This window comes from Microbulbifer sp. NBRC 101763 (assembly GCF_040371615.1).
Lineage (GTDB): Bacteria > Pseudomonadota > Gammaproteobacteria > Pseudomonadales > Cellvibrionaceae > Microbulbifer > Microbulbifer variabilis.
In genome coordinates this window covers 500,734-522,661 of sequence record NZ_BAABQV010000002.1, presented here as the reverse complement: position 1 = coordinate 522,661, position 21,928 = coordinate 500,734, and the positions used below count along the sequence as shown (strand labels likewise).

Annotated in this window: 16 protein-coding genes and 1 pseudogene; 13 read left to right on the top strand and 4 right to left on the bottom strand. The window is 49.1% G+C overall.

Annotated elements, in window-relative coordinates; translation table 11 throughout:
• Positions 1 to 173: 173 nt before the first annotated feature.
• From ABWV76_RS07610 to ABWV76_RS07595, 4 genes are all read left to right on the top strand, one after another.
• Positions 174 to 731, top strand: a complete 558-nt coding sequence (locus ABWV76_RS07610) for a GbsR/MarR family transcriptional regulator (RefSeq protein WP_020414562.1) — start codon at positions 174 to 176, stop codon at positions 729 to 731.
• 241 nt (positions 732 to 972) lie between these two features.
• Complete coding sequence (locus tag ABWV76_RS07605; protein ID WP_020414561.1) at positions 973 to 2,364, top strand: cytochrome ubiquinol oxidase subunit I; 1,392 nt, start codon at positions 973 to 975, stop codon at positions 2,362 to 2,364.
• A complete protein-coding gene (locus tag ABWV76_RS07600; protein WP_020414560.1) occupies positions 2,361 to 3,380 on the top strand; it encodes a cytochrome d ubiquinol oxidase subunit II in 1,020 nt (339 codons plus the stop codon). The genes ABWV76_RS07605 and ABWV76_RS07600 overlap by 4 nt, the downstream gene beginning before the upstream one ends.
• A gap of 206 nt (positions 3,381 to 3,586) precedes the next feature.
• Positions 3,587 to 4,279: a TetR/AcrR family transcriptional regulator gene (locus ABWV76_RS07595; RefSeq protein WP_157533611.1), complete on the top strand. Its 693-nt coding sequence runs from the start codon at positions 3,587 to 3,589 to the stop codon at positions 4,277 to 4,279.
• An 81-nt stretch (positions 4,280 to 4,360) separates the two neighbouring features.
• On the opposite strand, the gene ABWV76_RS07590 is transcribed toward ABWV76_RS07595, so the two are convergent.
• The gene (locus ABWV76_RS07590; RefSeq protein ID WP_020414558.1) at positions 4,361 to 4,591 is read right to left on the bottom strand and encodes a hypothetical protein; all 231 of its coding nucleotides are present in this window, start codon (positions 4,589 to 4,591) and stop codon (positions 4,361 to 4,363) included.
• Positions 4,592 to 4,708: 117 nt separating this feature from the next.
• Here ABWV76_RS07590 and ABWV76_RS07585 point away from each other — a divergent pair, with 117 nt between their 5' ends.
• The 5 genes and pseudogenes from ABWV76_RS07585 to ABWV76_RS07565 all read left to right on the top strand — a co-directional run.
• Positions 4,709 to 4,960, top strand: a complete 252-nt coding sequence (locus tag ABWV76_RS07585; protein WP_020414557.1) for an HP1242/YdcH family protein — start codon at positions 4,709 to 4,711, stop codon at positions 4,958 to 4,960.
• 82 nt (positions 4,961 to 5,042) lie between these two features.
• The gene (locus ABWV76_RS07580) at positions 5,043 to 5,645 is read left to right on the top strand and encodes a glutathione S-transferase family protein (protein ID WP_353375672.1); all 603 of its coding nucleotides are present in this window, start codon (positions 5,043 to 5,045) and stop codon (positions 5,643 to 5,645) included.
• Positions 5,646 to 5,749: 104 nt separating this feature from the next.
• Positions 5,750 to 7,351 carry an ethylbenzene dehydrogenase-related protein gene (locus ABWV76_RS07575; protein WP_353375671.1) on the top strand — a complete coding sequence of 534 codons (1,602 nt, stop codon included), beginning with the start codon at positions 5,750 to 5,752 and terminating at the stop codon, positions 7,349 to 7,351.
• Complete coding sequence (locus tag ABWV76_RS07570; RefSeq protein ID WP_282952441.1) at positions 7,348 to 7,989, top strand: Lcl C-terminal domain-containing protein; 642 nt, start codon at positions 7,348 to 7,350, stop codon at positions 7,987 to 7,989. The genes ABWV76_RS07575 and ABWV76_RS07570 overlap by 4 nt, the downstream gene beginning before the upstream one ends.
• Before the next feature lie 91 nt (positions 7,990 to 8,080).
• Positions 8,081 to 9,892 (top strand): annotated as a pseudogene (locus ABWV76_RS07565) (DNRLRE domain-containing protein); the annotation flags it as partial.
• Between the two features lie 75 nt (positions 9,893 to 9,967).
• Here ABWV76_RS07565 and ABWV76_RS07560 read toward each other — a convergent pair.
• Positions 9,968 to 11,968: an alkyl/aryl-sulfatase gene (locus tag ABWV76_RS07560; RefSeq protein ID WP_353375670.1), complete on the bottom strand. Its 2,001-nt coding sequence runs from the start codon at positions 11,966 to 11,968 to the stop codon at positions 9,968 to 9,970.
• 545 nt (positions 11,969 to 12,513) lie between these two features.
• Between ABWV76_RS07560 and katG the strand changes: the two genes are divergently transcribed.
• On the top strand, positions 12,514 to 14,787 hold the full coding sequence (katG, locus tag ABWV76_RS07555) for a catalase/peroxidase (RefSeq protein WP_502914780.1): 2,274 nt from the start codon (positions 12,514 to 12,516) through the stop codon (positions 14,785 to 14,787).
• A gap of 244 nt (positions 14,788 to 15,031) precedes the next feature.
• On the opposite strand, the gene ABWV76_RS07550 is transcribed toward katG, so the two are convergent.
• Entirely contained in the window at positions 15,032 to 17,242 is a 2,211-nt protein-coding gene (locus tag ABWV76_RS07550; protein ID WP_353375669.1) for a S9 family peptidase, read from the bottom strand.
• Positions 17,243 to 18,054: 812 nt separating this feature from the next.
• Here ABWV76_RS07550 and ABWV76_RS07545 point away from each other — a divergent pair.
• The 3 genes from ABWV76_RS07545 to ABWV76_RS07535 all read left to right on the top strand — a co-directional run bounded on the left by ABWV76_RS07545 (position 18,055) and on the right by ABWV76_RS07535 (position 20,956).
• Positions 18,055 to 18,714: a TetR/AcrR family transcriptional regulator gene (locus tag ABWV76_RS07545; protein ID WP_353375668.1), complete on the top strand. Its 660-nt coding sequence runs from the start codon at positions 18,055 to 18,057 to the stop codon at positions 18,712 to 18,714.
• A complete protein-coding gene (locus ABWV76_RS07540) occupies positions 18,704 to 19,966 on the top strand; it encodes an NADH:flavin oxidoreductase/NADH oxidase family protein (protein ID WP_353375667.1) in 1,263 nt (420 codons plus the stop codon). The genes ABWV76_RS07545 and ABWV76_RS07540 overlap by 11 nt, the downstream gene beginning before the upstream one ends.
• A 576-nt stretch (positions 19,967 to 20,542) precedes the next feature.
• On the top strand, positions 20,543 to 20,956 hold the full coding sequence (locus ABWV76_RS07535; RefSeq protein ID WP_353375666.1) for a hypothetical protein: 414 nt from the start codon (positions 20,543 to 20,545) through the stop codon (positions 20,954 to 20,956).
• A gap of 103 nt (positions 20,957 to 21,059) precedes the next feature.
• Here the strand turns inward: ABWV76_RS07535 and fghA are convergent, their stop codons facing one another.
• Complete coding sequence (gene fghA / locus ABWV76_RS07530; RefSeq protein ID WP_353375665.1) at positions 21,060 to 21,923, bottom strand: S-formylglutathione hydrolase; 864 nt, start codon at positions 21,921 to 21,923, stop codon at positions 21,060 to 21,062.
• Positions 21,924 to 21,928: the final 5 nt, after the last annotated feature.

The following is a 21,928-nucleotide window of genomic DNA, read 5'->3' as shown; positions in this document are numbered from 1 at the left end:
GAGTGTGGTGTACTCAGCGAGCAGCCCAAACAGCCTCTATCCGAAATATCCCTCCTAAAGTTGTCTCCTTTCCTTCCCTGTAACTCGCCTAAGGCAAACAATTTCCGATTACTTATTGACATAGATCAATTTATATTTACAATTTTCAGAAATTTCTGAAATTTAAGAATTCCATGAAACTTTCCAGTCAAGCCCAGGCGTTCGTACTGCATTTCGGCGAGATGGGCAGCCGGTGGGGCTTTAATCGTACTGTCGGCCAGATGTTTGCGTTGCTCACTATCCACCCATCGCCCCTCAATGCAGAGCAACTTGCCCAGGCTCTCAAAATCAGCCGTGGCAATGTGAGTATGGGGCTTAAGGAGTTACAGGCCTGGCGATTGATCGAACTGCACCACCAGCCGGGAGATCGCAAGGATTACTTCACCGCAGCCGGTTCAATCTGGGACCTGGCACGCACAGTCTTTGAAGAGCGCCGAAAACGGGAACTAGACCCAACCCTGAGCCTACTGCGCCAGCTGTTGCTCAATGAGCCCCAGGATGAGCAGGAAGCCCAGGCCCAGGAAAAGATCCAGGAGGTCTACAGCCTATTGGAGTTACTGGAGGAGTTTGCCAACACACTGAGCAAACTGGAGCATGATGACCTGCTTAAATTGATGAAGCTTGGCTCAGGCATCGTCAAGCTGCTGGAACTCAAAAGCAGACTTACAGGGGGAACGTCAAGCTCCGACTAAAAGTACGCCACGGCAATAAAAGAAATACATAGAAGTAGTCAGCCCGGGGATTGAGAAATCCAGCGGGCTACAGAAAAAGCGGTATAGGGATATACCGCCGCCGACCCAACGTCGGTAACCGCTCAAAAAATACTGGCAGGTCCATACTTCTGCATTGGTGTTTTTTCGGGCACCCCCCGGGTTACTCAGGAAGAGTACCCGGTTATCTGGTTAAAAATAGTTCCGACCAGCAGAGGCACCCATGCTAGATACTCTGATCCTCTCCAGAATACAGTTTGCCGCCAACATCAGTTTTCATATTTTATTTCCCACTATCACTATCGCTCTCGCCTGGATTATCGTCTTTTTCAAGCTCCGCTATGACCAGACGAATAATCCTGTTTGGATGCGCGCATATCGATTTTGGGTGAAGATCTTTGCCCTGACATTTGCCCTTGGGGTTGTCAGCGGTATTACCATGTCATTCCAGTTTGGCACCAACTGGCCAGGCTTTATGGCTCAAGTCGGTAATATCGCAGGGCCATTACTGGGTTATGAAGTACTCACTGCTTTTTTCCTCGAGGCCACATTCCTCGGTATTATGCTGTTTGGCATAAACCGCGTTCCCAGCAAAGTTCACACCTTCTCGGCATTTGTTGTAGCCATAGGCACAACACTCTCCGCCTTCTGGATTATCGCTCTTAACTCCTGGATGCAGACCCCTTCTGGCTTTGAAATGCGCGACGGTGTCGCTTACCCAGAAAGCTGGCTCGCAATTATTTTCAATGCCTCTTTTCCCTACCGCCTGACACATATGCTGCTGGCTTCGGGATTAACGGCAGCCTTCTTTGTCGCTGGAATCTCTGCCTATCGCATTCTGAAAGGCGACCCCAAACGCGCCCCGCGCCTGGCATTGAAAACCGGTCTGGTGCTGGCGGCAGTTCTCATTCCTATCCAGATTTTTGTGGGGGATTTACATGGTCTCAATACCTTTGAGCACCAGCCGCAAAAAGTGGCAGCTATGGAAGGTGTATGGGAAACGGAGAGAGGTGCGCCCTTACTGCTATTCGCAATTCCTGATGGCGAGGAGAAAACCAATCACTTCGAGATTGCCATCCCCAAAATGGCCAGCCTGATCCTAACCCACGAGCTGGATGGCGAAGTACGAGGTATTAATGAATTCCCAGGAGACCACCCCCCAGTAGCGCCGGTATTTTTCGCCTTTCGCATTATGGTGGGTGTAGGCCTGTTGATGCTCGCCGTGGCCTGGGGCGGCTGCTACCTGTTATGGCGGCGAAAAGAACTTCCTCGTTGGGCACTGAAAACCCTGGTGGGAATGACCTTTGCCGGCTGGGTAGCGACACTTGCCGGCTGGTATGTAACAGAGATCGGTCGCCAACCCTGGCTTGTTACAGGTGTATTAAAAACCGCTGACGCAGTCACCCAGCTACCTCCCTCCCATGTCGGCTTCTCGTTAACTCTTTACCTGATAGTCTACGTGATCCTTTTATACGCCTATATACACACCCTGAAAGTAATGGCCTTGAAGTCAGTCAAAGTGGAGGAGTTTGAGACACAAGAACCGCTCGCAGGAGGCAGCCTGACCAACCTGCCTCATTCAACCCAGAAGTCGACAAAGGGGGATTCACAATGAGTGAGGGGGCAACTTCCGCTGCCTATTGGCTGCCCGTAATTTTCATTGGCCTGATGGGGCTCGCAGTACTCGTGTACGCTATTCTCGACGGCTACGACCTGGGAGTCGGTATCCTACTTCCTATGGGCGAAGAGGATGAGCCTCAGCGAGACACTATGATCGCCTCAATTGGCCCCTTCTGGGATGCCAATGAAACCTGGCTGGTACTGGCTGTCGGCCTGCTGCTGATCGCCTTTCCAATCGCCCATAACCTGGTATTGATGCACCTTTATATTCCCGCGGCAATTATGTTGGTCGGGCTAATCATGCGAGGTGTGGCATTCGACTTCCGTGCCAAGGCCGCCGTAGGACACAAACTCGCCTGGGACCGAACTTTCAAAGCGGGCTCCCTCACCACCAGTCTCTCCCAGGGCTACATGCTGGGGCAGTATGTCATGGGTTTTACACCCGGCTGGCAGGCACAACTGTTCTCTGCCGTCAGTGCATTGGGTGTTACCGCCGCATACAGCTATATGGGCTCGGCCTGGCTGGTGTTAAAAACCGAAAATGAGCTACAGGCGCGCTCGGTGCGTTGGGCACGCAGGGCCGGTCGCGCAACCCTGCTCGGTGTTCTCTCGGTATCGGTAATCAACCCCTTGGTCAATCCAACCGTCTTTGATCGCTGGTTTACCTATCCGCTGGTAATGTTTGTGCTGCTGATCCCCACCCTTTGCTTCCTGGCCTTTATCTTTAATGATGTCCTGCTGGCAAGAATGCCAAAGAGTAATGACAGACATAGCGCTCTTCCCTTCACTATGGTGGTGATCATCTTCTTGATGTGCTTTATCGGCTTAGCTTTCAGTTTCTTTCCCGATATCGTGCCGGGACAGCTGAATATTTGGCAGGCGGCCAGCGCCACTGCATCACTCAAGTTCATTTTGGTTGGTGCGCTGATTGTTATACCAGTCATTCTTGCCTATACCGCTTTCTCTTACCGGGTATTTCGCGGCAAAGCAACCGAGCTTCACTATCACTGAAGAAATAGTTTCCACTTTCAAGGGGTAGCAACATCTATTCAAATAAAATTTGGTAGCGCGGAACTACCCCACAAATCAAACAAAATCCCCTTGCTCGCCGAAATTGGTACGATAATAATCATCAATTCCAGAAGACAATTTTTTACAAGGAAGTAAAGCGCATTTCTGGCGCTTTCAGATTGCGCTTGTCTAAGGGGGAGGTGAATTTGAACCAAATCGATCGACGGGCTATCAGCCGGCGCGACACTGCTAGTCCGCGCAAACCACAACGTAAGAACGGCCGCGAGAAATACGAGAAGCTTCTCGATGCGCTGGAAACCTTAATCGCTGAGCAGGATTCAACCGATATCAGCCTCGCAAACCTGAGCCAGGTAGCCGGGGTTCCTGCAGCATCTGTCTACCATTTCTTTCCCAGTGTAGATGCCAGCCTTACTGCCCTGGCAGAACGGCACTACAAGTCTTTCGGAGACGTAGTGCTGGGCCATTCAGACTTTTCACCTGCGGAAAGTTGGCAGGATATGCTCAATCAGCTGTGTGATCTGGTACGCAGCTACTATGAAGACAATATTTCTGCACTGAAGGTACACTACGGACCGCAATCCAGCTGGGCATTGCGTCAACTGCAAATGGAAAATAACTGGCGTTTGGCAGACACCTTGATAAAGAATCTGTCTCGCGAGTTTGAACTGCCTCCATCGCAGGATTGGCGCGACCGCTTTATGTGTGCGATCAATATCAATGACTCTTTCTGCTCCCAGGCTTACTCGCGTTTCGGAAGAATAACCGATGAGTCCGCGGCTGAAGGTAAGCGAGCGGCAGCCGCATACTTGAAGCTTTACCTGGGAGAACTGTTACAGAGGCGCCAACTGCGCTTCGCTCCGCTGGAGGCTTCGGCCTAAACAGCGTACAGGCCTCTTTTAGTAGAGGATTCTCAATCCACTCTTGCTTAAAAAATAAACCCGGCAACAAAATTGCCGGGTTTATTTTTGCCCATCACTTATTCGCCACATCCTATTCTTCAATTCCAACAAACTCAAAAACAAATAACCATCACAACCCAAAACCCCTAAATCATTAGCTTTCCAAAAACGAAGGCCTATTTGAAAAAGAAAAATATCATCAACTTCCCAGGTAAAATAAATCACGGAAACTTCTTTAAAAATCACTCGTTTATTACTACTTATTCTTGATTTTTCATCGATATCTGTCATCACAAATTGCCCATTTCCGCCCTAAAAGGGCAGTATTCAATCGACCCATTTGTGACCATCTGGACCCGAACTAGAATTCGTAGTGAAACTCTTACTGGATCAAGTGGAGGTTCTCATATGCCCATTGCCGCGCACGAGCTGGAATCGGACTTCCCAGAGTATGCAGAAACCATCAAGATACTTCTAAGGGATGACCTGCAATTCAAACTGGAGAACGACCTCTACCGAAAACTTGATAAACAAATTCGCGGTCTTCAAGACAGCGGGATAGGCACTGATGACGACCACTACTCCAGCCTAAAAAAACAGCGTGCTTATCTTAAGCAGCATCTCTATAACCGCATCACAGGAATGATTACCCATCATTAATTTGCGATGGCTATTGTCTGGACATTGCCGGCGCCATTCAGCACACTGAAATCACAAGCAATCAGAACAAGTTGATGGCGCCATGCAACTCTACCTGACTTATTCCTCTCCCTTTTCTCGAACTGCCCGTATTGTCGTTCATGAACATAAACTCCAGTCTGTTATCACTGAGCAATTTTCCCATCCATTTCACAATGAACAGGAATTAATCTCCAGCAATCCCCTTGGCAAAGTGCCCTGCCTGAATCTGGACAATGGCAGTGCCATTATGGACAGCGAAGTTATTTGTGCCTACCTGGACAAACAACTTGGAGATGGCCACCTGAGTAAAGCCATGGAGAATGACTGGGATCTGCGCACACTTTACAGCACGACCTCAGGATTGATGGAAACCCTGGTGCAGCGACAAATGGAAAAACTGCGTAAGCACGAAGGATTGCACTCAGAATTCTGGTGGCAACGTTTTAACGACGCAATCACCAGGGCACTGGACTTCCTTGAGTCAAATGTATCAAAGCTCCCCAAACAGCTCAGCCTGATCCATATTAACCTTGGCTCAGCCCTGTCATATCTGGACTTCCGTCATGATGATTTCGATTGGCGCAATGGACGACCACAGTTAACTGCCCTATCGGAAAACCTTGAAGCTCGTGAAAGCTTTCGTGCCACTCACTTGCACGAATAACCTTAGTTTCCACCCTCAGGCCAGGTTTCAATTCCTGGTCTCATAAATTCTTCTCTAAACTGTCATATCCTATCGATAGCCTGAGCGCTTTTTGAGGCGCCGCCATGTCAAATAGATCGAAGAGCCCTTCGTGGATACTTCTACACGGCGCCGCTGTTGTGGCGGTAACCTGTAGCCTTTTCAGTGGATTGCGTATTGCAACCCTGGATAAGCCTGCGCTTATTACTATTGCAGAGCTTCTCCCCCAAGGAGAGGTCCATACTGTTCACTTTGTCTCCGCAATTTTACTTTCCCTGGCCGCTGCAGGATATTTGATCTCACGCATCCCCTATTTTCGAAACCTGTCTGGAATATCGACGCCCAAGCCTATCAATTATCACAGACTAGTTACCTGGGGTGGTGTTTCCCTGCTTATAACTTCACTGTTGAGCGGTTGGATGCTGTTTAACGGCCTGGGCCCACTCCCCTGGCTTCGCTCGATTCACTTTTGTAGCGCCATCGGACTTGTCTTTTATATTTTTATGCACGGCGGTGTTTACCTTATGCAATTTGGCTTGCGTGCACTTCCATTTATCCTCAAACCATCACTGCCCAAAAGACAATACCTTCCTTTAGTTTCACTATCTCTAGGCACGTTCTCCCTTGGCTTTCTTTTAGTGGGAAGCTGGTATTTAATTCACGGATATTCCCATCACCCCCTGGCAGTCGCCGGGATTTCACCAAATACCATCATCAACATCGATGGCATGGCCTCAGAACCACAATGGCAACAGGCTCAAATACTCACCTTACGTACTGATGGTGGGGCCAATTTTTATAAAGGCCGCTCCGATGTGCAGTTAAAGGCCCTGCAAAATGGTCAGGAAATTTTTTTTCATATCACCTGGCAAGATCCCAATGAGAGCCTCGCCCACCTGCCCTTGAAAAAAACTACAGAAGGTTGGGAAATCTTGCAATCAGGCTATAAGATATTTGATGAAAAACGTCATTACGAAGATAAATTCGCAATACTCCTTTCTGAAAACTGCTCTTTCGCCGCAGCTGGCACCGCCCATTTGGGACAATCCCCACTGGCTGATAAACCCGCAAACTGGCACGGCAAGGGCTACCATTACAGTACCTCCGAGCAGGTGCATGACCTCTGGCACTGGAAGGCAGTACGTACCAATAAGATGCACCTGGCTGATGACAACTTTATCGGCAAACCGGATAAAGTGCGTCCCGGTGCACGTCGCTATACCGCAGGTTACCAGCAGGATAGCAAAGAGTCCGGTGCTTATAGAATGAACTGGAAGTGGTATTCTCCCACTACAATCACCCCCAAGCGCCTACCTGCAAAAACAGATCAGCTGGCTCCCTATCAGTATTCTCTCCCCCACAGTCAAAGCCCGGATTGGACTATTTCCTGGTTCGATTACCAACCCTATTCTTCAAGTCACGACCAATTCCCATTGGGTACCTTGATGCCCTCGGTGCTGTATACCTCCAATCGCTTTGAGGGCGACCGTGCAGATGTCCGCGCTCGTGGTATCTGGCGCGATGGCCACTGGTCCCTGGAATTGGTGCGCAAACTGGATACCGGCTCTTCCCAAGATATTCCTATTGTGGACGGCATCTGCATGTGGGTCTCCGCCTTTGACCGTGCACAAATTGCCCATACTCGCCACAGCCGCGCCATTCAACTCAGCTTTGATAAAACCTTATGATACTTCGCCTACTTCTGGTCTTCGCTCTACCTTTCACACTGGTTGCGGCAGCAATAGTCCGTGCCCCACAAAATCCTGAGCCACCGGAACATTACTTGGTCAAGGTCAATATGCAGGGGGAGTTACTCGGCGCCTGGGAAGGTCCCTGGTCCTGCGTCTGTGACAAGCGTAGTGGTCTCTTATGGGAAGTAAAAACCGACAACGAGGACATCCACGATGGACGCTGGACCTACTCCTGGTTTATTGATAGCGAAGGCGTTGCCAATAATGGCGACTGCTACTTTGAGCTGGACCGCTGCGATACTGAAGACCTGATCCGGCACACTAATCGCGAGCGCCTGTGTCAAGCAGGCAACTGGCGCCTGCCCACTCTCAGTGAGATCAATACGATTATCAGCAAAGACAATAAACCGGGCAGCCCGACAATTGAGTCCGAGTACTTTCCAAAAACCATGCGAGGCGATTACTGGACCAGTGAAAATAAACAGAAACTGAGCGGTATTTACCGCTATTTAACAGTCGGCGGTACTGCTGTGAATTTTATTGGTGGGGACAGGGTCACAATTCCCTATCGTAATGCCGCATTCGTCCGCTTGGTAACCAGTCGTTCAACAGCCTGTCACAAAGCTCCTCAATAATGCCTGCGCGTTGCTGCCATGCAATCCACCCCCCCCCTCCAGGCCGCGACGCTCTCACAAAAATGGTCCCAATTTCCAAAGGATTTCTCTAATGAGACGATATTTTGGCAGTGCTCTTACAATCTCGGCGTTGTTACTTACAATGGGTGCCAGTGCCGCAACTAAACATTACAGGCTCTCTTGGGATGGTGATGCTTCCAGCAGCGCAGTGATTGGCTTTTCACCTGACGGCAGTAGCAATAACCCCTACCTAAACTATGGCTACTCCACCGACGAAAGTAACTGGAATAGTGCCTATGTCAGCAACAGCGAAAGCTTCGATGGCAGTATCACCAGTCACTTCGTGCGCTTACAGGATTTAAATGCAGACTCTCCCGTATATTTTCGTATCTGTGATCAAGATGGCTGCGGGGATCGTTTTTGGTTCCGGACTGCACCTGCGCACAATTCCCCATTTGTAGTAGTTGCCGGCGGTGATACCCGAACTGGCCATACCACCCGCCGGCAGGGGAATGAGCTGCTCGCAAAAATTCGCCCCCTCGCCGTTATGCACGGTGGAGACTTTACCAACGCGAATAGTGCATCGGAAATGCGTGAGTTTCTGGACGACTGGGAGCTGACTTATTCCAGCGATAATATCGATGGTTACAGTTACAAACGCATCTACCCGTTAATTCCCACACACGGCAATCATGAGGACGATAATTATTCCACCATCTGCCAGGTCTTCGGCGTGGACTTTAATGGCGACGGTGACTGCTCTCCCAGCGACACCTATGGTGCTGTGCAGGTTTCTCCCCTATTGCGTGTATATACCCTCAACAGCCAGTTCCAGAGCAGTGGCTGGTCCTCCTATGCAACTGCCATGAATAACTGGCTTGAAAGTGACTTATCAGCATCAGGCAGTGCAGCCAGCTGGCGCTTTGCGCAATACCATAAGCCTTTATTTCCCCACTACACAGGCAAGTCTGACAACCCCACCCTGTTCAGCTGGTGGGCACAGCCTTTCTACGATTACGCCATGAACCTGGTAGTGGAGTCCGATACCCACCTCACCAAACTTACCGAGGCAGTCATCCCAAGTGGTAGTAACTTCTCCACAACCACTTCCGGCGGCACTGTCTATGTCGGGGAGGGCAGCTGGGGGGCTCCGGCCCGGTCTGCCAACGATGCCAAGTCCTGGACTATCGACATGGCCAGTATCCAGCAATTCAAAGTAATTCAGGTGAGTGCAGAGGAACTGGTGGTGCGTACTGCCGAATTTAACGATACCGCCAGCACCTTATCGCGAGAAGATCGCACCGCAGATCCACTGGTATTACCCAGTAACGTGAATTGGTGGAGTGCCAACCGTATCGGTGAGGCCATGACTTTAATACGCAACAGCGCGGACCGCAGCGTTATTTCTGAAGATGGCAGCGGCAGCAACAACTTTATATTGCCAGTGACTGACGATGTGTTTATTTCTTCACGCTACTCATCCAGTAATTTTGATGGGGATTCCGATGGGCTGCTTGCCGATGGCAGTGACTCCACTTTTGGTACCCTGTACTCGCTGATCAAGTTCGACCTCTCAGACCTCACCGCCTGTAGCTCGATCAATACCGCCACATTGGAGCTGAATGTCACCAATAGGTCCGGCAACACCTACGGTGTTTATCTGGCCGCAAATGATTGGCAAGAGGAGTCTGTAACCTGGAATTCCGTTGGCGGTTCCTCGGTGCGCGATGACCTGGCAGAGAGTTTTGTCCCTTTCTACACAGGTGTTGAGCGAATCGACCTGACTTCTTCAGGGCTTATCGAAAGCTGGATGAATAATGGCAATACCGGCTTGGTTATCGCTCCCCGCTCAGGCAGCAACGGGGTCGACTTCACCTCCAAGGAAACCGGTACCTCGGCGAAGTTAACGATTGAGGCCGACTGCACCACTATTGCCGGCCCCCTACCCAAGGCTGTAAAAACCGATGATTTTACTTTGCTATGGCGTAACGAGATTAAAGTTCCGGTCAAACTTATCGAAGAGCCTGCCAAATTTAATCAGGGCCAGGGGATTGCCACTCACCTTCAAGCGGCCCTCCCTGATCATGGTGGGCGCACCTACCAAGCCGCCAAACATCAAACGCAGATCGGTGCTGCTCAAGGCGAGGCTGGCTGAGGGATCATCACTGTGCCGACCGGGATAGCCATGTAACACCCCGTTCTGCACCACGACCAGGTATTTCTCGCTGGTGTCGGTCATATCAATATTCAGGCGGATCTCCGCATCCGCCGCTTTCTCTCCGTTTAGTCGCACGGCCATGGCATCGAATAACAGCTGCAAGGGCACCCTGGCGACTATTTCCTCAGCCGGCAATACCTCTTCTCGAAATTCAACACCATGACGCAATTCTTTCGCACCTGAGAGGTAAAAATTGCGCCAAATACCGGATTCTGCCTGGTAACCCAGCTGCTCCAGGCTGTCGGCTAGCAGGTAACGGGCCTGGTCGTTATCCGGCTCGGCAAAAACCAAATGCTTCAGTACCATGGCCACCCAGCGGTAGTTACCGCGAGCAAAGTCCCGCCGTGCCCGCGCCATAATGCTTTCCTCCCCCCCCATATATTCCACATAGCGCTGAGCCGCCTCTTCCTGGGGAACCGGGTGCAGGTTAGCCGGATTGCCATCGAAATAACCTAAATAGCGATTGTATACAGCCTTGGCACCGACATTAACCGTGCCGTAATACCCTCGGTTAGCCCAGGCCTGTGAAAGGCTTTCAGGCAATTCCAGCCTCTCAGCAACTTCGATCATGTCATAGCCGTGATTGGCGAGGCGCAGCGTTTGGTCGTGGATATATTTGTACAGGTCCCGCTGCTTGGCGAGATAATCCATAGCCTCCCCTTTCCCCCAGGTAGGCCAGTGATGGCTACTGAATACTACTTCTGTCTCCCCACCAAACTTCTCCATCGCAAATTCAATGTAACGACTCCAGGCCAGGGCGTCTCTTGTTTTGGCACCACGCAGGGTATAGATATTGTGCAGTGTATGGTTGGCTATTTCACTCATACATAACGCTTTAAACTGGGGAAAGAAAAATACCATTTCAGTCGGCGCTTCCGCCCCCGGAGTATTAATAAACTCAATCTCCACGCCGTCAATTTTCATTTGTGCACCGGCTTCAGGGATTACAACCGTTGGTGTGGCAATGCCATGCTCACCATCGGATACCCGGTTGCCAAGCCCTGAAGAAACAAACCCATCAGGGCTTGAGGGCAAGAGGTCACCAAACTGGTATAAGGCGCGCCGTTGCATCACATTGCCAGAGCGCACATTCTCGCTGATCGCTTCCTCTGCAAATCCCTCTGGAGCAATAATATCAATCGAACCACTCTGCAGTTGCTCAGCCGTCAGGACCCCCGTCACCCCGGCAAAATGATCCGCGTGGCTATGGGTAAAAATTACCGCGCTGACCGGCCTCTCTCCCAGAGATTTATTGGCCAGGGCGAGCGCCGCAGACGCAGTTTCCGCAGATGTCAGGGGATCGATAACAATCCAGCCGTTATCCCCCTTTACCAGGGTCATATTCGCCAGGTCCAGGGAGCGCACCTGGTAGATACCATCCACCACCTTAAACAACCCATTGTTCAACGCGTTGAGCTGGGCCTGCCGCCATAAGCTGGGGTTTACCGTATGAGCAGAACTACCTTGCAGGAACTGCATCTGGGATAAACCATACACCTCACGTCCCTCAGTATTTTTAATCTGGGCGCCGGGAATAGTAGCAATAAATCCTCGTTTGGCCAGTTCAAAATCTGTCTTATCAGTAAATGGTAAGCGATCAGAAACTGTTTGGTTGTGGACGATAGTTGCCTTCGAGGCAGGCTTTATTTCAGCATTGAAGATATCAATACCGGCTTCGGGTTCACTGCCACAGGCAATGAGGAAAAGTGATAACAATAATATCAATGAACGCATAGAGGCTCCCCCAGGCTGGTTACGCATGACACTCCATTTCCATACTTAAGACAGGAGAGGGTAACCAGATACAAAATGGTCCCCCACTCTAATTCCCTGAAACCTCGGTGGAATTCTGCCAACGAAAGACAGAAAAAGTCACACCATTCAAAAGGAAAGCTATTTGTTGTTTTTGCCGAAATTTAGTTGGCGCAAATTAAGCCAAATCCGCTGTAAGAACCTTGATATTCAAGCGACGAAATAAGTAGTAATTTATATTTCTTCAAGGCGGCAGAAAAAACCGTTACGACCAAGTCAACAAACAATAATTTCCAGCGCCCCTATAAATCAGCTAAAAAAGGAAATACGCGAAATTTAACCCTGCTCTTGAGCAACCCTTCACGATTAACAAACAGGATTTAACCAGACGTTGAAAAGACAGGCATATACTGTGCGCTGGCACTTGAGATAGCAGAATAAAGGTAACCAAGTCGCCAATATAGTCTATATAACCCTTTTGACTCCGGCAGTGAAGGACTCACACCCGGTATAGAGCCGAGGTCTGCATTTCAAATGGTATGGAGATAATTTCAATGCTAATAAAAAGACCCCCACTCTGTGGCGCACTGATAATCGCCATGTCACTGCTGACGCTAAAATCCTTTGCCGCCAATGAGGAGGAAGTTGTGACTGATCCTGTAATTCGCCAAGGCCCTATGGAGGGTCAGCCAAAGTCCAATCAGTTCTGGTGGCCCAACCAGCTGGATCTTAGACCCCTGCGCCAGCACTCACCCAGGTCCAACCCCATGGGGGATGACTTTAACTACGCAGAAGAATTTAAAACGCTGGATTTAAAAGCAGTCAAAAATGATATCGAGGCCCTGCTCAAAACCTCCCAGGACTGGTGGCCTGCAGACTTTGGCCACTACGGCCCATTTATGATTCGCATGGCCTGGCATAGTGCAGGCACTTATCGTATCGACGATGGCCGGGGTGGTGCCGGTGGTGGACAGCAGCGTTTCGATCCCCTTAACAGCTGGCCAGATAATGCCAATCTGGATAAAGCTCGCAGGTTGCTCTGGCCCATCAAACAAAAATACGGTCGCAAGCTGTCCTGGGCAGACCTGATGATTCTCACAGGCAATGTCTCACTGGAATCCATGGGATTTGAAACTTTCGGCTTTGCGGGTGGACGTATCGATGACTGGGAACCTGACCTGGTTTACTGGGGGCCGGAAACCGAGTGGCTCGCAGACGAGCGCTATACGGGTAACCGCCAGCTGGAAAAGCCGCTCGGTGCGGTACAAATGGGGTTGATTTATGTCAACCCTGAGGGGCCGAATGGCAAACCCGATCCGGTAGCTGCCGCCGTAGACATTCGCGAAACCTTTGGCCGTATGGCCATGAACGATGAAGAGACAGTGGCACTAATTGCCGGCGGTCACACCTTCGGTAAAGCTCATGGAGCCGTCAAGGCCGACTGCCTGGGACCAGAGCCTGCCGCAGCTCCCACAGAACAACAGGGGCTCGGCTGGAAAAACAAGTGTGGTAAAGGCAATGCGGATGACACCATGACTTCTGGCCTGGAAGGTGCCTGGTCTGCAGCACCAATTACCTGGAGCCAACAATACCTGAATAACCTGTTCAACTTTAACTGGGTAAAAACCAAGAGCCCTGCAGGCGCGGTACAGTGGATACCTGATGATTCCGCTGCCGCCAATCTTGTGCCTGATGCCTTCGATAAAAACAAACGTCATGCGCCAATCATGTTTACTACTGATCTGGCACTGAAGTTTGATCCAAGTTATAAGGAAATTGCCCAACGCTTCCAGAAAAACCCTGAGGACTTTAAACGCGCCTTTGCTAAAGCCTGGTTCAAACTGACCCACCGGGATATGGGACCCAAAGCACGCTACCTGGGTATTGAAGTACCCGAGGAGGCCCTAATTTGGCAGGACCCCATTCCCAAAGTGGATTATCCCCTGGTCAATGACAGCGATATTGATAACCTTAAGTCGGCAATCCTCAACTCTGGCTTAACGATTCCTGAACTGGTGAGAACTGCATGGGGATCAGCTTCCACCTTCCGCGGCTCCGATATGCGTGGCGGAGCGAATGGAGCGCGCATTCGCCTGGAGCCACAAAAGCAGTGGCCGGTAAATGATCCCGCCGAATTGGCAAAGGTGCTGACGCAGTTGGAAAAAATTCAACAGGACTTTAATAGCAATCAATCCGGCGGCAAGAAAGTCTCACTTGCCGACCTGATCGTGCTCGGCGGCTCCGCTGCCATTGAGAAAGCCGCTGCCGAGGGTGGAAACAATATCAAAGTACCCTTCAGGCCTGGCAGGGCTGATGCAAGCCAAGAGCAAACCGATGTGAAATCTGTTGCGGTACTAGAGCCCACCGCCGATGGATTCCGCAACTATTTCGCTAAAGATAACAGCAGAACGCCCACGGAAATGCTGGTGGATCGCGCTAGCCTACTCACCTTAAGCGTGCCCGAGATGACAGTCCTGGTAGGAGGAATGCGTGCGCTCAATGCCAATACCAGCGGATCTCCCAACGGGGTTTTCACCGATCGCCCCGGTGTACTCACTAATGATTTCTTTGTTAACTTACTGGACATGTCCACCGAGTGGAAGAAGTCTGAAAAGTCAGAAGGGCTTTATGAAGGCAAGGATCGTAAAACTGGCAAAGATAAGTGGACTGCCACCTCAGTGGATCTGATATTCGGTTCCAACTCAGAGCTACGGGCAGTGGCTGAAGTCTATGGTTTCAATGACTCCCAGGAAAAATTTACCCAGGATTTCGTCAAAGCCTGGACGAAGGTAATGAATCTGGACAGATTTGATGAAGTTAATCGGTAGCTAAAATCTATTTTTTAATTAGTCCCTATTATCCATACCGGGCAGGTATGCCCGGTATGGATTTTGAATTAATCCATAGAGTATTTCTATACATCCTGAGTGATCGGAAATTTTGCTCCTCTGTAAGCTGGCCCCTAAAAACAACTTCAAAGAAAAAAATTAATCAGTAAAAAAGCCAGGGCTAGCCCTGGCTTTTTTACTGATTTACAAATCAATTATAGAAATTTAGCTTCTTTAGTCTGCCTTAACTATCATCGCGAAGATGTTGATCAAAGAATTCCTTAATCATAGTGTACTGATGAATACGAGTTTGCTTGCCACGTAAACTATGCTTCTTACCTGGATAGGTCATAAGTTCAAACTGTTGGCCATTATCCTGCAACTGTTTAATCAGACGTGTAGTGTTGGTAAACAAAACATTGTCATCTGCCATCCCGTGATAAATCAGCAGAGGACCTTTCAGTCCATTCGAATAGGGAAATACAGAGGAAGCCTGGTAGGCCTCAGCATCTGTATTGGGATTACCCATGTAGCGCTCGGTATAGTGAGTATCATAAAGCATCCAATCGGTCACAGGAGCACCAGAAACGCCAGCTTTAAAATAATCTCCGGCCTTAAACATACTCATTAGTGCCATATAGCCACCGTAACTGTGGCCATAGATACCAATATTATTGCTATCAACAAAAGGTAGTGAGCGCAGGAATTTAACACCTGTTACCTGGTCCTCTACCTCAGGGCCTCCCATATTTTTGAAAATGGGATTTTCAAACGCTGTACCCCGGTTTGCAGAACCACGGTTATCCAGAGAGAAAACGATGTAACCCTGTTGAGCCATAAATTGGTTGATGTGCTTGTCCCAACTATTGGTTACTACCTGAGCGTGGGGACCACCATAAACAAATACCATGACCGGGTAACGTTTACTCTCATCAAAATTGGCCGGCTTATATAGGCGGTAATTAAGCTTATGTCCCTGTGGAGCTTTGATAGTGCCAAACTCCGGAGTAATCCACTGCTCCATATAAGGAAATAAGGGATGCCCTTCAACAACAGCGTTCTCCTCCAGCCAGGTTATCAGCTCGCCACTTGAGCGGTGTAAACTTACCTGTGGAGGAGTAGTAATGCTGGTGAATTTATCGATGTAACCTGAACCATCCTCAGCAAACTCAATACCGTGCATACCACTGCGTGTGGATATTCTCTGAATACCCCCATCACCTTTTATTGGTACACTATAAAGGTGCCTTTCTATGTCAGAATCCTTACGGCCACTGAAATACACAACATCTTTCTTTTCATCCACAGCTTCCAGCTCATCAACTATCCAATCACCAACAGTTAATTGCTTCTGTAGTTTTCCATTTAAACTGTACAAATAGAGGTGCTTGAAACCATCTCGCTCAGATGACCAGATAAATTGGTCACTGTTTTCCAGGAAAAATAAATCATCGCTGAGGTTTACCCAGGTGTCACTGGATTCTTTTAACAGATTGCGGGTCTTGCCGTTATTGAGATCAAAAACACGAAGCTCAAGTTTCTGCTGATCCCGAGACTGCCATTGAAAAGTCAGTAAATTATCGCGAGCCCAATCTACTCGGGGAATATAAATATCCTGCTCTTCCCCCAGATTTACCCAACGGGTTTTTCCAGATGCCACCTCCATCACACCCAGGCGAACCTTGACATTAGCTCGCCCTGCTGCGGGATAACGCTGGCTTATCATATCGATGCGATCTGCATATATCTCGCTGCGGATCACTTCATCTACAGGGGACTCATCAACCTGTAGGAAAGCAATATGGCGGTCGTCTGGAGACCACCAATAACCTGTCATACGATCCATTTCTTCCTGGGCAACAAACTCGGCCATGCCATTTTTGATAGGCCCATTTCCATCGCTGGTTAGCGCACGCTCTTTACCACTTTTCAGGTTGACGACAAAAATATCCTGATCACGAATAAAAGAGACATATCGCCCTTTCGGGGAAACACGAACATCGGTCTCAAAAGCTTCGGTTTCAGTCAAGCGCCGCGCGGACTTCGTATCCAAATTGTAATAATAAACATCTCCTGCCAGCGGAAATAACAAGGATTTCCCATCCTCAGACCAGCTGTATTCCATAATACCGCTGCCATAGATTCTTTGACGCTCACGTCGGGCTTTTTCCTCATCGGATAACACTTCATCGCCGCTGTGCAGGCTGTCAGATTTCACCAGGATACGGGACTGCCTATCGGCAATGTTGTACTCCCATAAGTCGTAGCGGTTGTAATCTTCATCCCGTCCCTTCAGAAAAGTTACCCGACTACCATCGGGAGAGTACTCAAGGGCACGGGGCGCTGTGCCCCCAAGGGCCGGATCGGAGAATATTCGTTCAATAGTCAACGTATCCGCGGAACAGAGTCCCGCAAAGGTTGTGCAGCTAAGCAGGGCAAGCAGTTTTCTTTTCATAGAAGGGCTCTTTGTTTTAGTGTTTTATGCTAGGCGCAAATCTGCGGTGAGAAGGGCGTAAGACCGCTTTCTCTGCAAGCAACAAAGTCCTTGAATTCTACAATGTAATCTCCAGATAACGGAGGGGGTCGAGCTCTCCTTCTGAATTTAACAGAGTGACAATCAAACCTTCTGTAATTGCCTTCCTTTACCGTCATTTACTCTGCACCATGTATGTTTACAGTGCCTGAAGACAGTCTTGGAGCTGGCTTTTGCGAAACAAAAACAGTGAGAGATGTACCTTGTTTCTTCCATTAAAACAATTCTCACCTCCTTCCATAACAACTCGACCCCAAAGCGAGACTCTTCCCAATAACCACCGCGAACCCAATCACAATCGATTCACTTTCTTATCTAACTTTGAGGCAGACCCTATAGTCGGGGCAGGCAAGGTGATAGAGGGGCCATCTAAATGTGCGACGGTGAAAAGCGTAGGACCCTGCCAAAGTGGGCAATTTAAACCCCAAAATAAGCAATCAAATAGCACAATAAGCCGTATATTGAACTCAAACCCCTGAATAAATTTTATTTTGAAAGAGTAATTTGGATTTCAGTGAACCATAGTGTGTGGCCGAATATTACTGGAAGCTTCTATCGAGATCTAAAATCGACCATACGCCCAGTATCATAGGTTGCCGGTGCCGATCTCCCCGTTTAAGTATCCTTTCCCTGATCCCCAGCTTGACACTACCAAAACAAAACACTCTCCCTTGCATTCCAAGACGATCGGTCATATATTGAACATTAGTTAATAGACGACCGGTCTAATTTTAATGGCTCGACCACGTAAAAGCGAAAACACCAAAGAAGCATTGTTAGAAACAGGCACCGCAATGCTGACCAGCCAGGGATATCACGGCACTGGTATCAAGCAGGTGCTGGATACAGTAGGCGTACCCAAAGGTTCGTTCTACAACTATTTCCCCAGTAAAGAGGCCTTCGTAGCCAGCATTATTCACCGCTACGGCCAACAGATTGATGCGGAACTAGCGCAGACGAAATTAAACATGGATCAGGCACCCGGCTTGATCCAGCTTTGGTGCTGCTTTCAAAACCGTGTTCAGAACAAAGTAAAAGTTGGCCAGTCTTGTGCCTGTCTGCTCGGAGCGATGTCGGCCGAGGTAGCCCAGGCCAGCCCTCTTTGCCGTGAAGCCATTGAGTCTGTAGAGCACAGGTGGCTGGCAAATCTTCAATCGATATTACATTTGGCCCAAGATCAAGGAGATCTACGCATTGACGTCCCCGCCGATAACCTTGCGACACTGTGTTATAGCGTTTGGCAGGGCAGTATTCTGCAATACCAGGTATCCGGTGATCCCTATGATTTACTCAGACAACTACGGACTTTTTTTAGCACCTTGGTGACGCAACAAGGAGCACAAACACTGGCCAGCATTAAAACTTACAGGCAGGACATTCATTTTGAAAAATAGCACTAGCGCCTTAAAAAACACCGATCGAGCTACACCTCTCGCTCGCCCACTGAGTATTCTGCCGGGAACCAGTGTGAAAAACCGCTTGTTTAAATCTGCTATGAGTGAGCAATTAGCGGATCCCAATCATGCCCCCACCAAGGAGCTGATTCACTTATATCGCACATGGTCAGAAGGGGGCACAGGTTTGCTGGTCACCGGTAACGTCATGGTTGATCGTACCGCTCTGGGTGAACCGCGCAATGTGGTATTAGACGAGGAGTCAGACCTTTCTCTGTTCCGGAAATGGGCCGAAGCCGGGCGCCAAAACGGTACGCAAATCTGGATGCAATTAAATCATCCAGGCAAGCAAACACCCAATTTTTTAAGCACTGAACCCGTCGCACCCTCTGCAATTCCACTGGCTAACGGATTAGAAAAGACCTTCAACTGCCCTAGAGAACTCACTGAAAATGAAATAGTTATTATCATTAAAAAATTCGCCTGGGCCGCCGCACAGGCAAAAGAATTTGGATTTACCGGAGTTCAGATACATGCTGCTCATGGTTATCTGATCAATCAGTTTCTATCCCCTCACCACAATCGGCGAAATGATCAGTGGGGAGGTACCTTAGAAAATCGCATACGGTTTTTACGCGAGGTATATAGCGCTATTCGCGAAGCGGTTGGTGAAGATTTTCCGGTAGGCGTAAAACTCAATTCAGCAGATTTTCAAAAGGGTGGATTCAGTGAAGAGGAATCCATGCAGGTTCTAAAAGCCCTGCAGGATGAAGGTATTAACTTAATTGAAATCTCCGGCGGCAACTATGAAAACCCAAGTATGGTTGGTGCCAATGTGAAGGAAAGTACTATCAAGCGAGAGGCCTATTTTCTCGATTATGCAGAAAAGGCACGAGCACAGCTGCAAATTCCCGTCGTAGTCACCGGCGGCTTCCGTTCCGCAGCTGCCATGGAGGCCGCCCTTGTATCAAATGCCGTGGATATGATTGGCCTTGCCCGCCCATTAGCGGTTGACCCACGGCTATCGCACAAACTTTTATCAGATGGCAACCATAAGATAACATTGAAAAAGCTCACCACAGGTATTCCCAACCTGGATTTTATGGCTATGCTGGATGTCACTTGGTACGAACAACAGCTGGCCCTTATTGGCAAGGGAAAGCCAACGAAACCAAATATGAGTGCTTGGACCTCAGTATTAAAAACGCTGACTGCTGTCGGATTACTTTCTTTTCAGAGGCGACGAGCCTGATAAAACTTTATTGCGCCTGGGAGTACTATAGTTCCTCACCGTAAATCACAGCAGATAACTGAGGCAATACAAGGACGTACCGCCGCCGGCCAAAACCAGGGCGAGTTCGTGAAAAACAAGGAGTTTTAAATGCCTGTAACAACAGTTTGTTGTCAGATTATGGCTTTTCTACAGGTCTTTGTAACTGAGGACACCTTCCTAGCGCTTCAGAAAAATAAGCCTCTCCAGCTGCCGAAGAGACACTGTGCACCCTAAAATCAAACCCGAAAATTTGCTCACTATCTCTCCTCTATAAATTGCCATAGAACTACAAAGCCGCTTTATTTTTGACGCTCTTATCCCATTTTCAAGCCACAGATCACAGTAAAAATAATCTGGGCAGGCCTCTACGCACATTTAAAAATACAGGTTTCAAGAATAACTTATTCAGGTAACAAGAAAATAACCTGTAAAGGCCCTTAAGAAAAGAAACACCTTATTGAAGTAATTGGCCTTAACAATTGTTTACTCTGCTTAACCGACATTTGTTCAGGGCGACGGTCATACTTGAACCGAATTACTCACAGGATAACAACAATGAAGGTTCAACTAATTGCCTTTATGGCGACGACCCTGCTCATCAGCGGTTGTAACTCCACCCCAGAGGCTCCCACCACAGAATCTTTTGTTACTAATATTACTGAAGTAGGCCACAAGCGCTTTGTGTATAAGGCGAGCCTGGGGACCAGGCCACATGGCCGTGGAGGCCAGAACTCTGGTGGCCCAGGTATAGGAAGTGGAGCCAAGCCGCCGGGAGGCAAACACAGCTCAGGTAAATCTGGACGCAATAAGTCAACCTCAGGCGATATTAGGAAAATGGCTATGGAGCGGATGGAGTTTCTGCTAATCGAAAGCGACTTCTGCCCTAACGGCTGGTTCCTGATTGAGCAGACATTCCACCAAAACCAGGCAGAAGTCCTCGGTGAATGTCGTGCAGCTGCACCTCAATAAAGGAAAATACCCAGGTAAATTCAATCAATAGCCAGTAACACTGCAACCGGGCCATTCTCCTATGCTCGGTTGCAGCATTGCCCTGCGTGTATTAACTGCCGATTTAAATTGCAGTTTTATCCCGCTTCAATAAGTAATCCGCGTGGAAACGCAGATGCTCTTCAATAAATGAGGCAATAAAGTAATAGCTGTGGTCGTACCCTGCATGATGCTCTAGCCGAAGCGGGTAATTACAAGCTCCTGCAGCCATTTGTAAAGCCTCAGGCCGCAGCTGCTGCTCAAGGAACTCATCATCATCGCCCTGGGATACAAGTATCGGCACATGAGTTGTAGCTCGGCCCAGCAGCACACTCGCGTCGTACTCCTCCCAACTAGTGGTATCTGCCCCCAAATAAGCTCCCAATGCCTTCTCACCCCAGGGACAGGCAATAGGATTGCAAATAGGACTAAAAGCCGAAATTGAGGTATAACGCTCAGGGTTGCGCAAGCCTATTACCAGGGCTCCGTGCCCACCCATAGAATGACCACTGATTGCACGACGCTGACTCACCGGGAAGTGAGCTTCAATAAGTGCAGGAAGCTCATCCACAATATAATCGTACATTCGGTAGTGCAGCTTCCAGGGTTGTTGAGTGGCATTGACATAGAAGCCAGCCCCCTGCCCCAGATCATAGGACGGATCATCGGCCACATCCTTGCCGCGAGGGCTCGTATCAGGAATAACCAGTACGATACCCAGCTCTGCGGCCAGGCGCTGGGCCCCCGCTTTCTGGCTGAAGTTTGTATCGGTACAAGTGAGTCCAGATAGCCAATAGAGCACCGGATAGCGATATTCAGGGTCAATTTCCGCTTCCTGTGGCAAAAAAATAGAAAAGTGCATTGGGCAATTTAAAACATCGGAATCATGCTTATATTGCCGTTGTGAGCCATCGAAAGACCTGGTGCTGCTGACAAGTTCAATAGTCATGGTAA

Excerpts from the sequence above, each read along its gene's own strand:
- ABWV76_RS07610 (WP_020414562.1), top strand. The coding sequence starts at position 174 with ATGAAACTTTCCAGTCAAGCCCAGGCGTTCGTACTGCATTTCGGCGAG.
- ABWV76_RS07605 (WP_020414561.1), top strand. The coding sequence starts at position 973 with ATGCTAGATACTCTGATCCTCTCCAGAATACAGTTTGCCGCCAACATC.
- ABWV76_RS07600 (WP_020414560.1), top strand. The coding sequence starts at position 2,361 with ATGAGTGAGGGGGCAACTTCCGCTGCCTATTGGCTGCCCGTAATTTTC.
- ABWV76_RS07590 (WP_020414558.1), bottom strand. The coding sequence starts at position 4,591 with ATGACAGATATCGATGAAAAATCAAGAATAAGTAGTAATAAACGAGTG.
- ABWV76_RS07585 (WP_020414557.1), top strand. The coding sequence starts at position 4,709 with ATGCCCATTGCCGCGCACGAGCTGGAATCGGACTTCCCAGAGTATGCA.
- ABWV76_RS07580 (WP_353375672.1), top strand. The coding sequence starts at position 5,043 with ATGCAACTCTACCTGACTTATTCCTCTCCCTTTTCTCGAACTGCCCGT.
- ABWV76_RS07575 (WP_353375671.1), top strand. The coding sequence starts at position 5,750 with ATGTCAAATAGATCGAAGAGCCCTTCGTGGATACTTCTACACGGCGCC.
- ABWV76_RS07570 (WP_282952441.1), top strand. The coding sequence starts at position 7,348 with ATGATACTTCGCCTACTTCTGGTCTTCGCTCTACCTTTCACACTGGTT.
- ABWV76_RS07560 (WP_353375670.1), bottom strand. The coding sequence starts at position 11,968 with ATGCGTAACCAGCCTGGGGGAGCCTCTATGCGTTCATTGATATTATTG.
- katG (WP_502914780.1), top strand. The coding sequence starts at position 12,514 with ATGCTAATAAAAAGACCCCCACTCTGTGGCGCACTGATAATCGCCATG.
- ABWV76_RS07550 (WP_353375669.1), bottom strand. The coding sequence starts at position 17,242 with ATGAAAAGAAAACTGCTTGCCCTGCTTAGCTGCACAACCTTTGCGGGA.
- ABWV76_RS07545 (WP_353375668.1), top strand. The coding sequence starts at position 18,055 with ATGGCTCGACCACGTAAAAGCGAAAACACCAAAGAAGCATTGTTAGAA.
- ABWV76_RS07535 (WP_353375666.1), top strand. The coding sequence starts at position 20,543 with ATGAAGGTTCAACTAATTGCCTTTATGGCGACGACCCTGCTCATCAGC.
- fghA (WP_353375665.1), bottom strand. The coding sequence starts at position 21,923 with ATGACTATTGAACTTGTCAGCAGCACCAGGTCTTTCGATGGCTCACAA.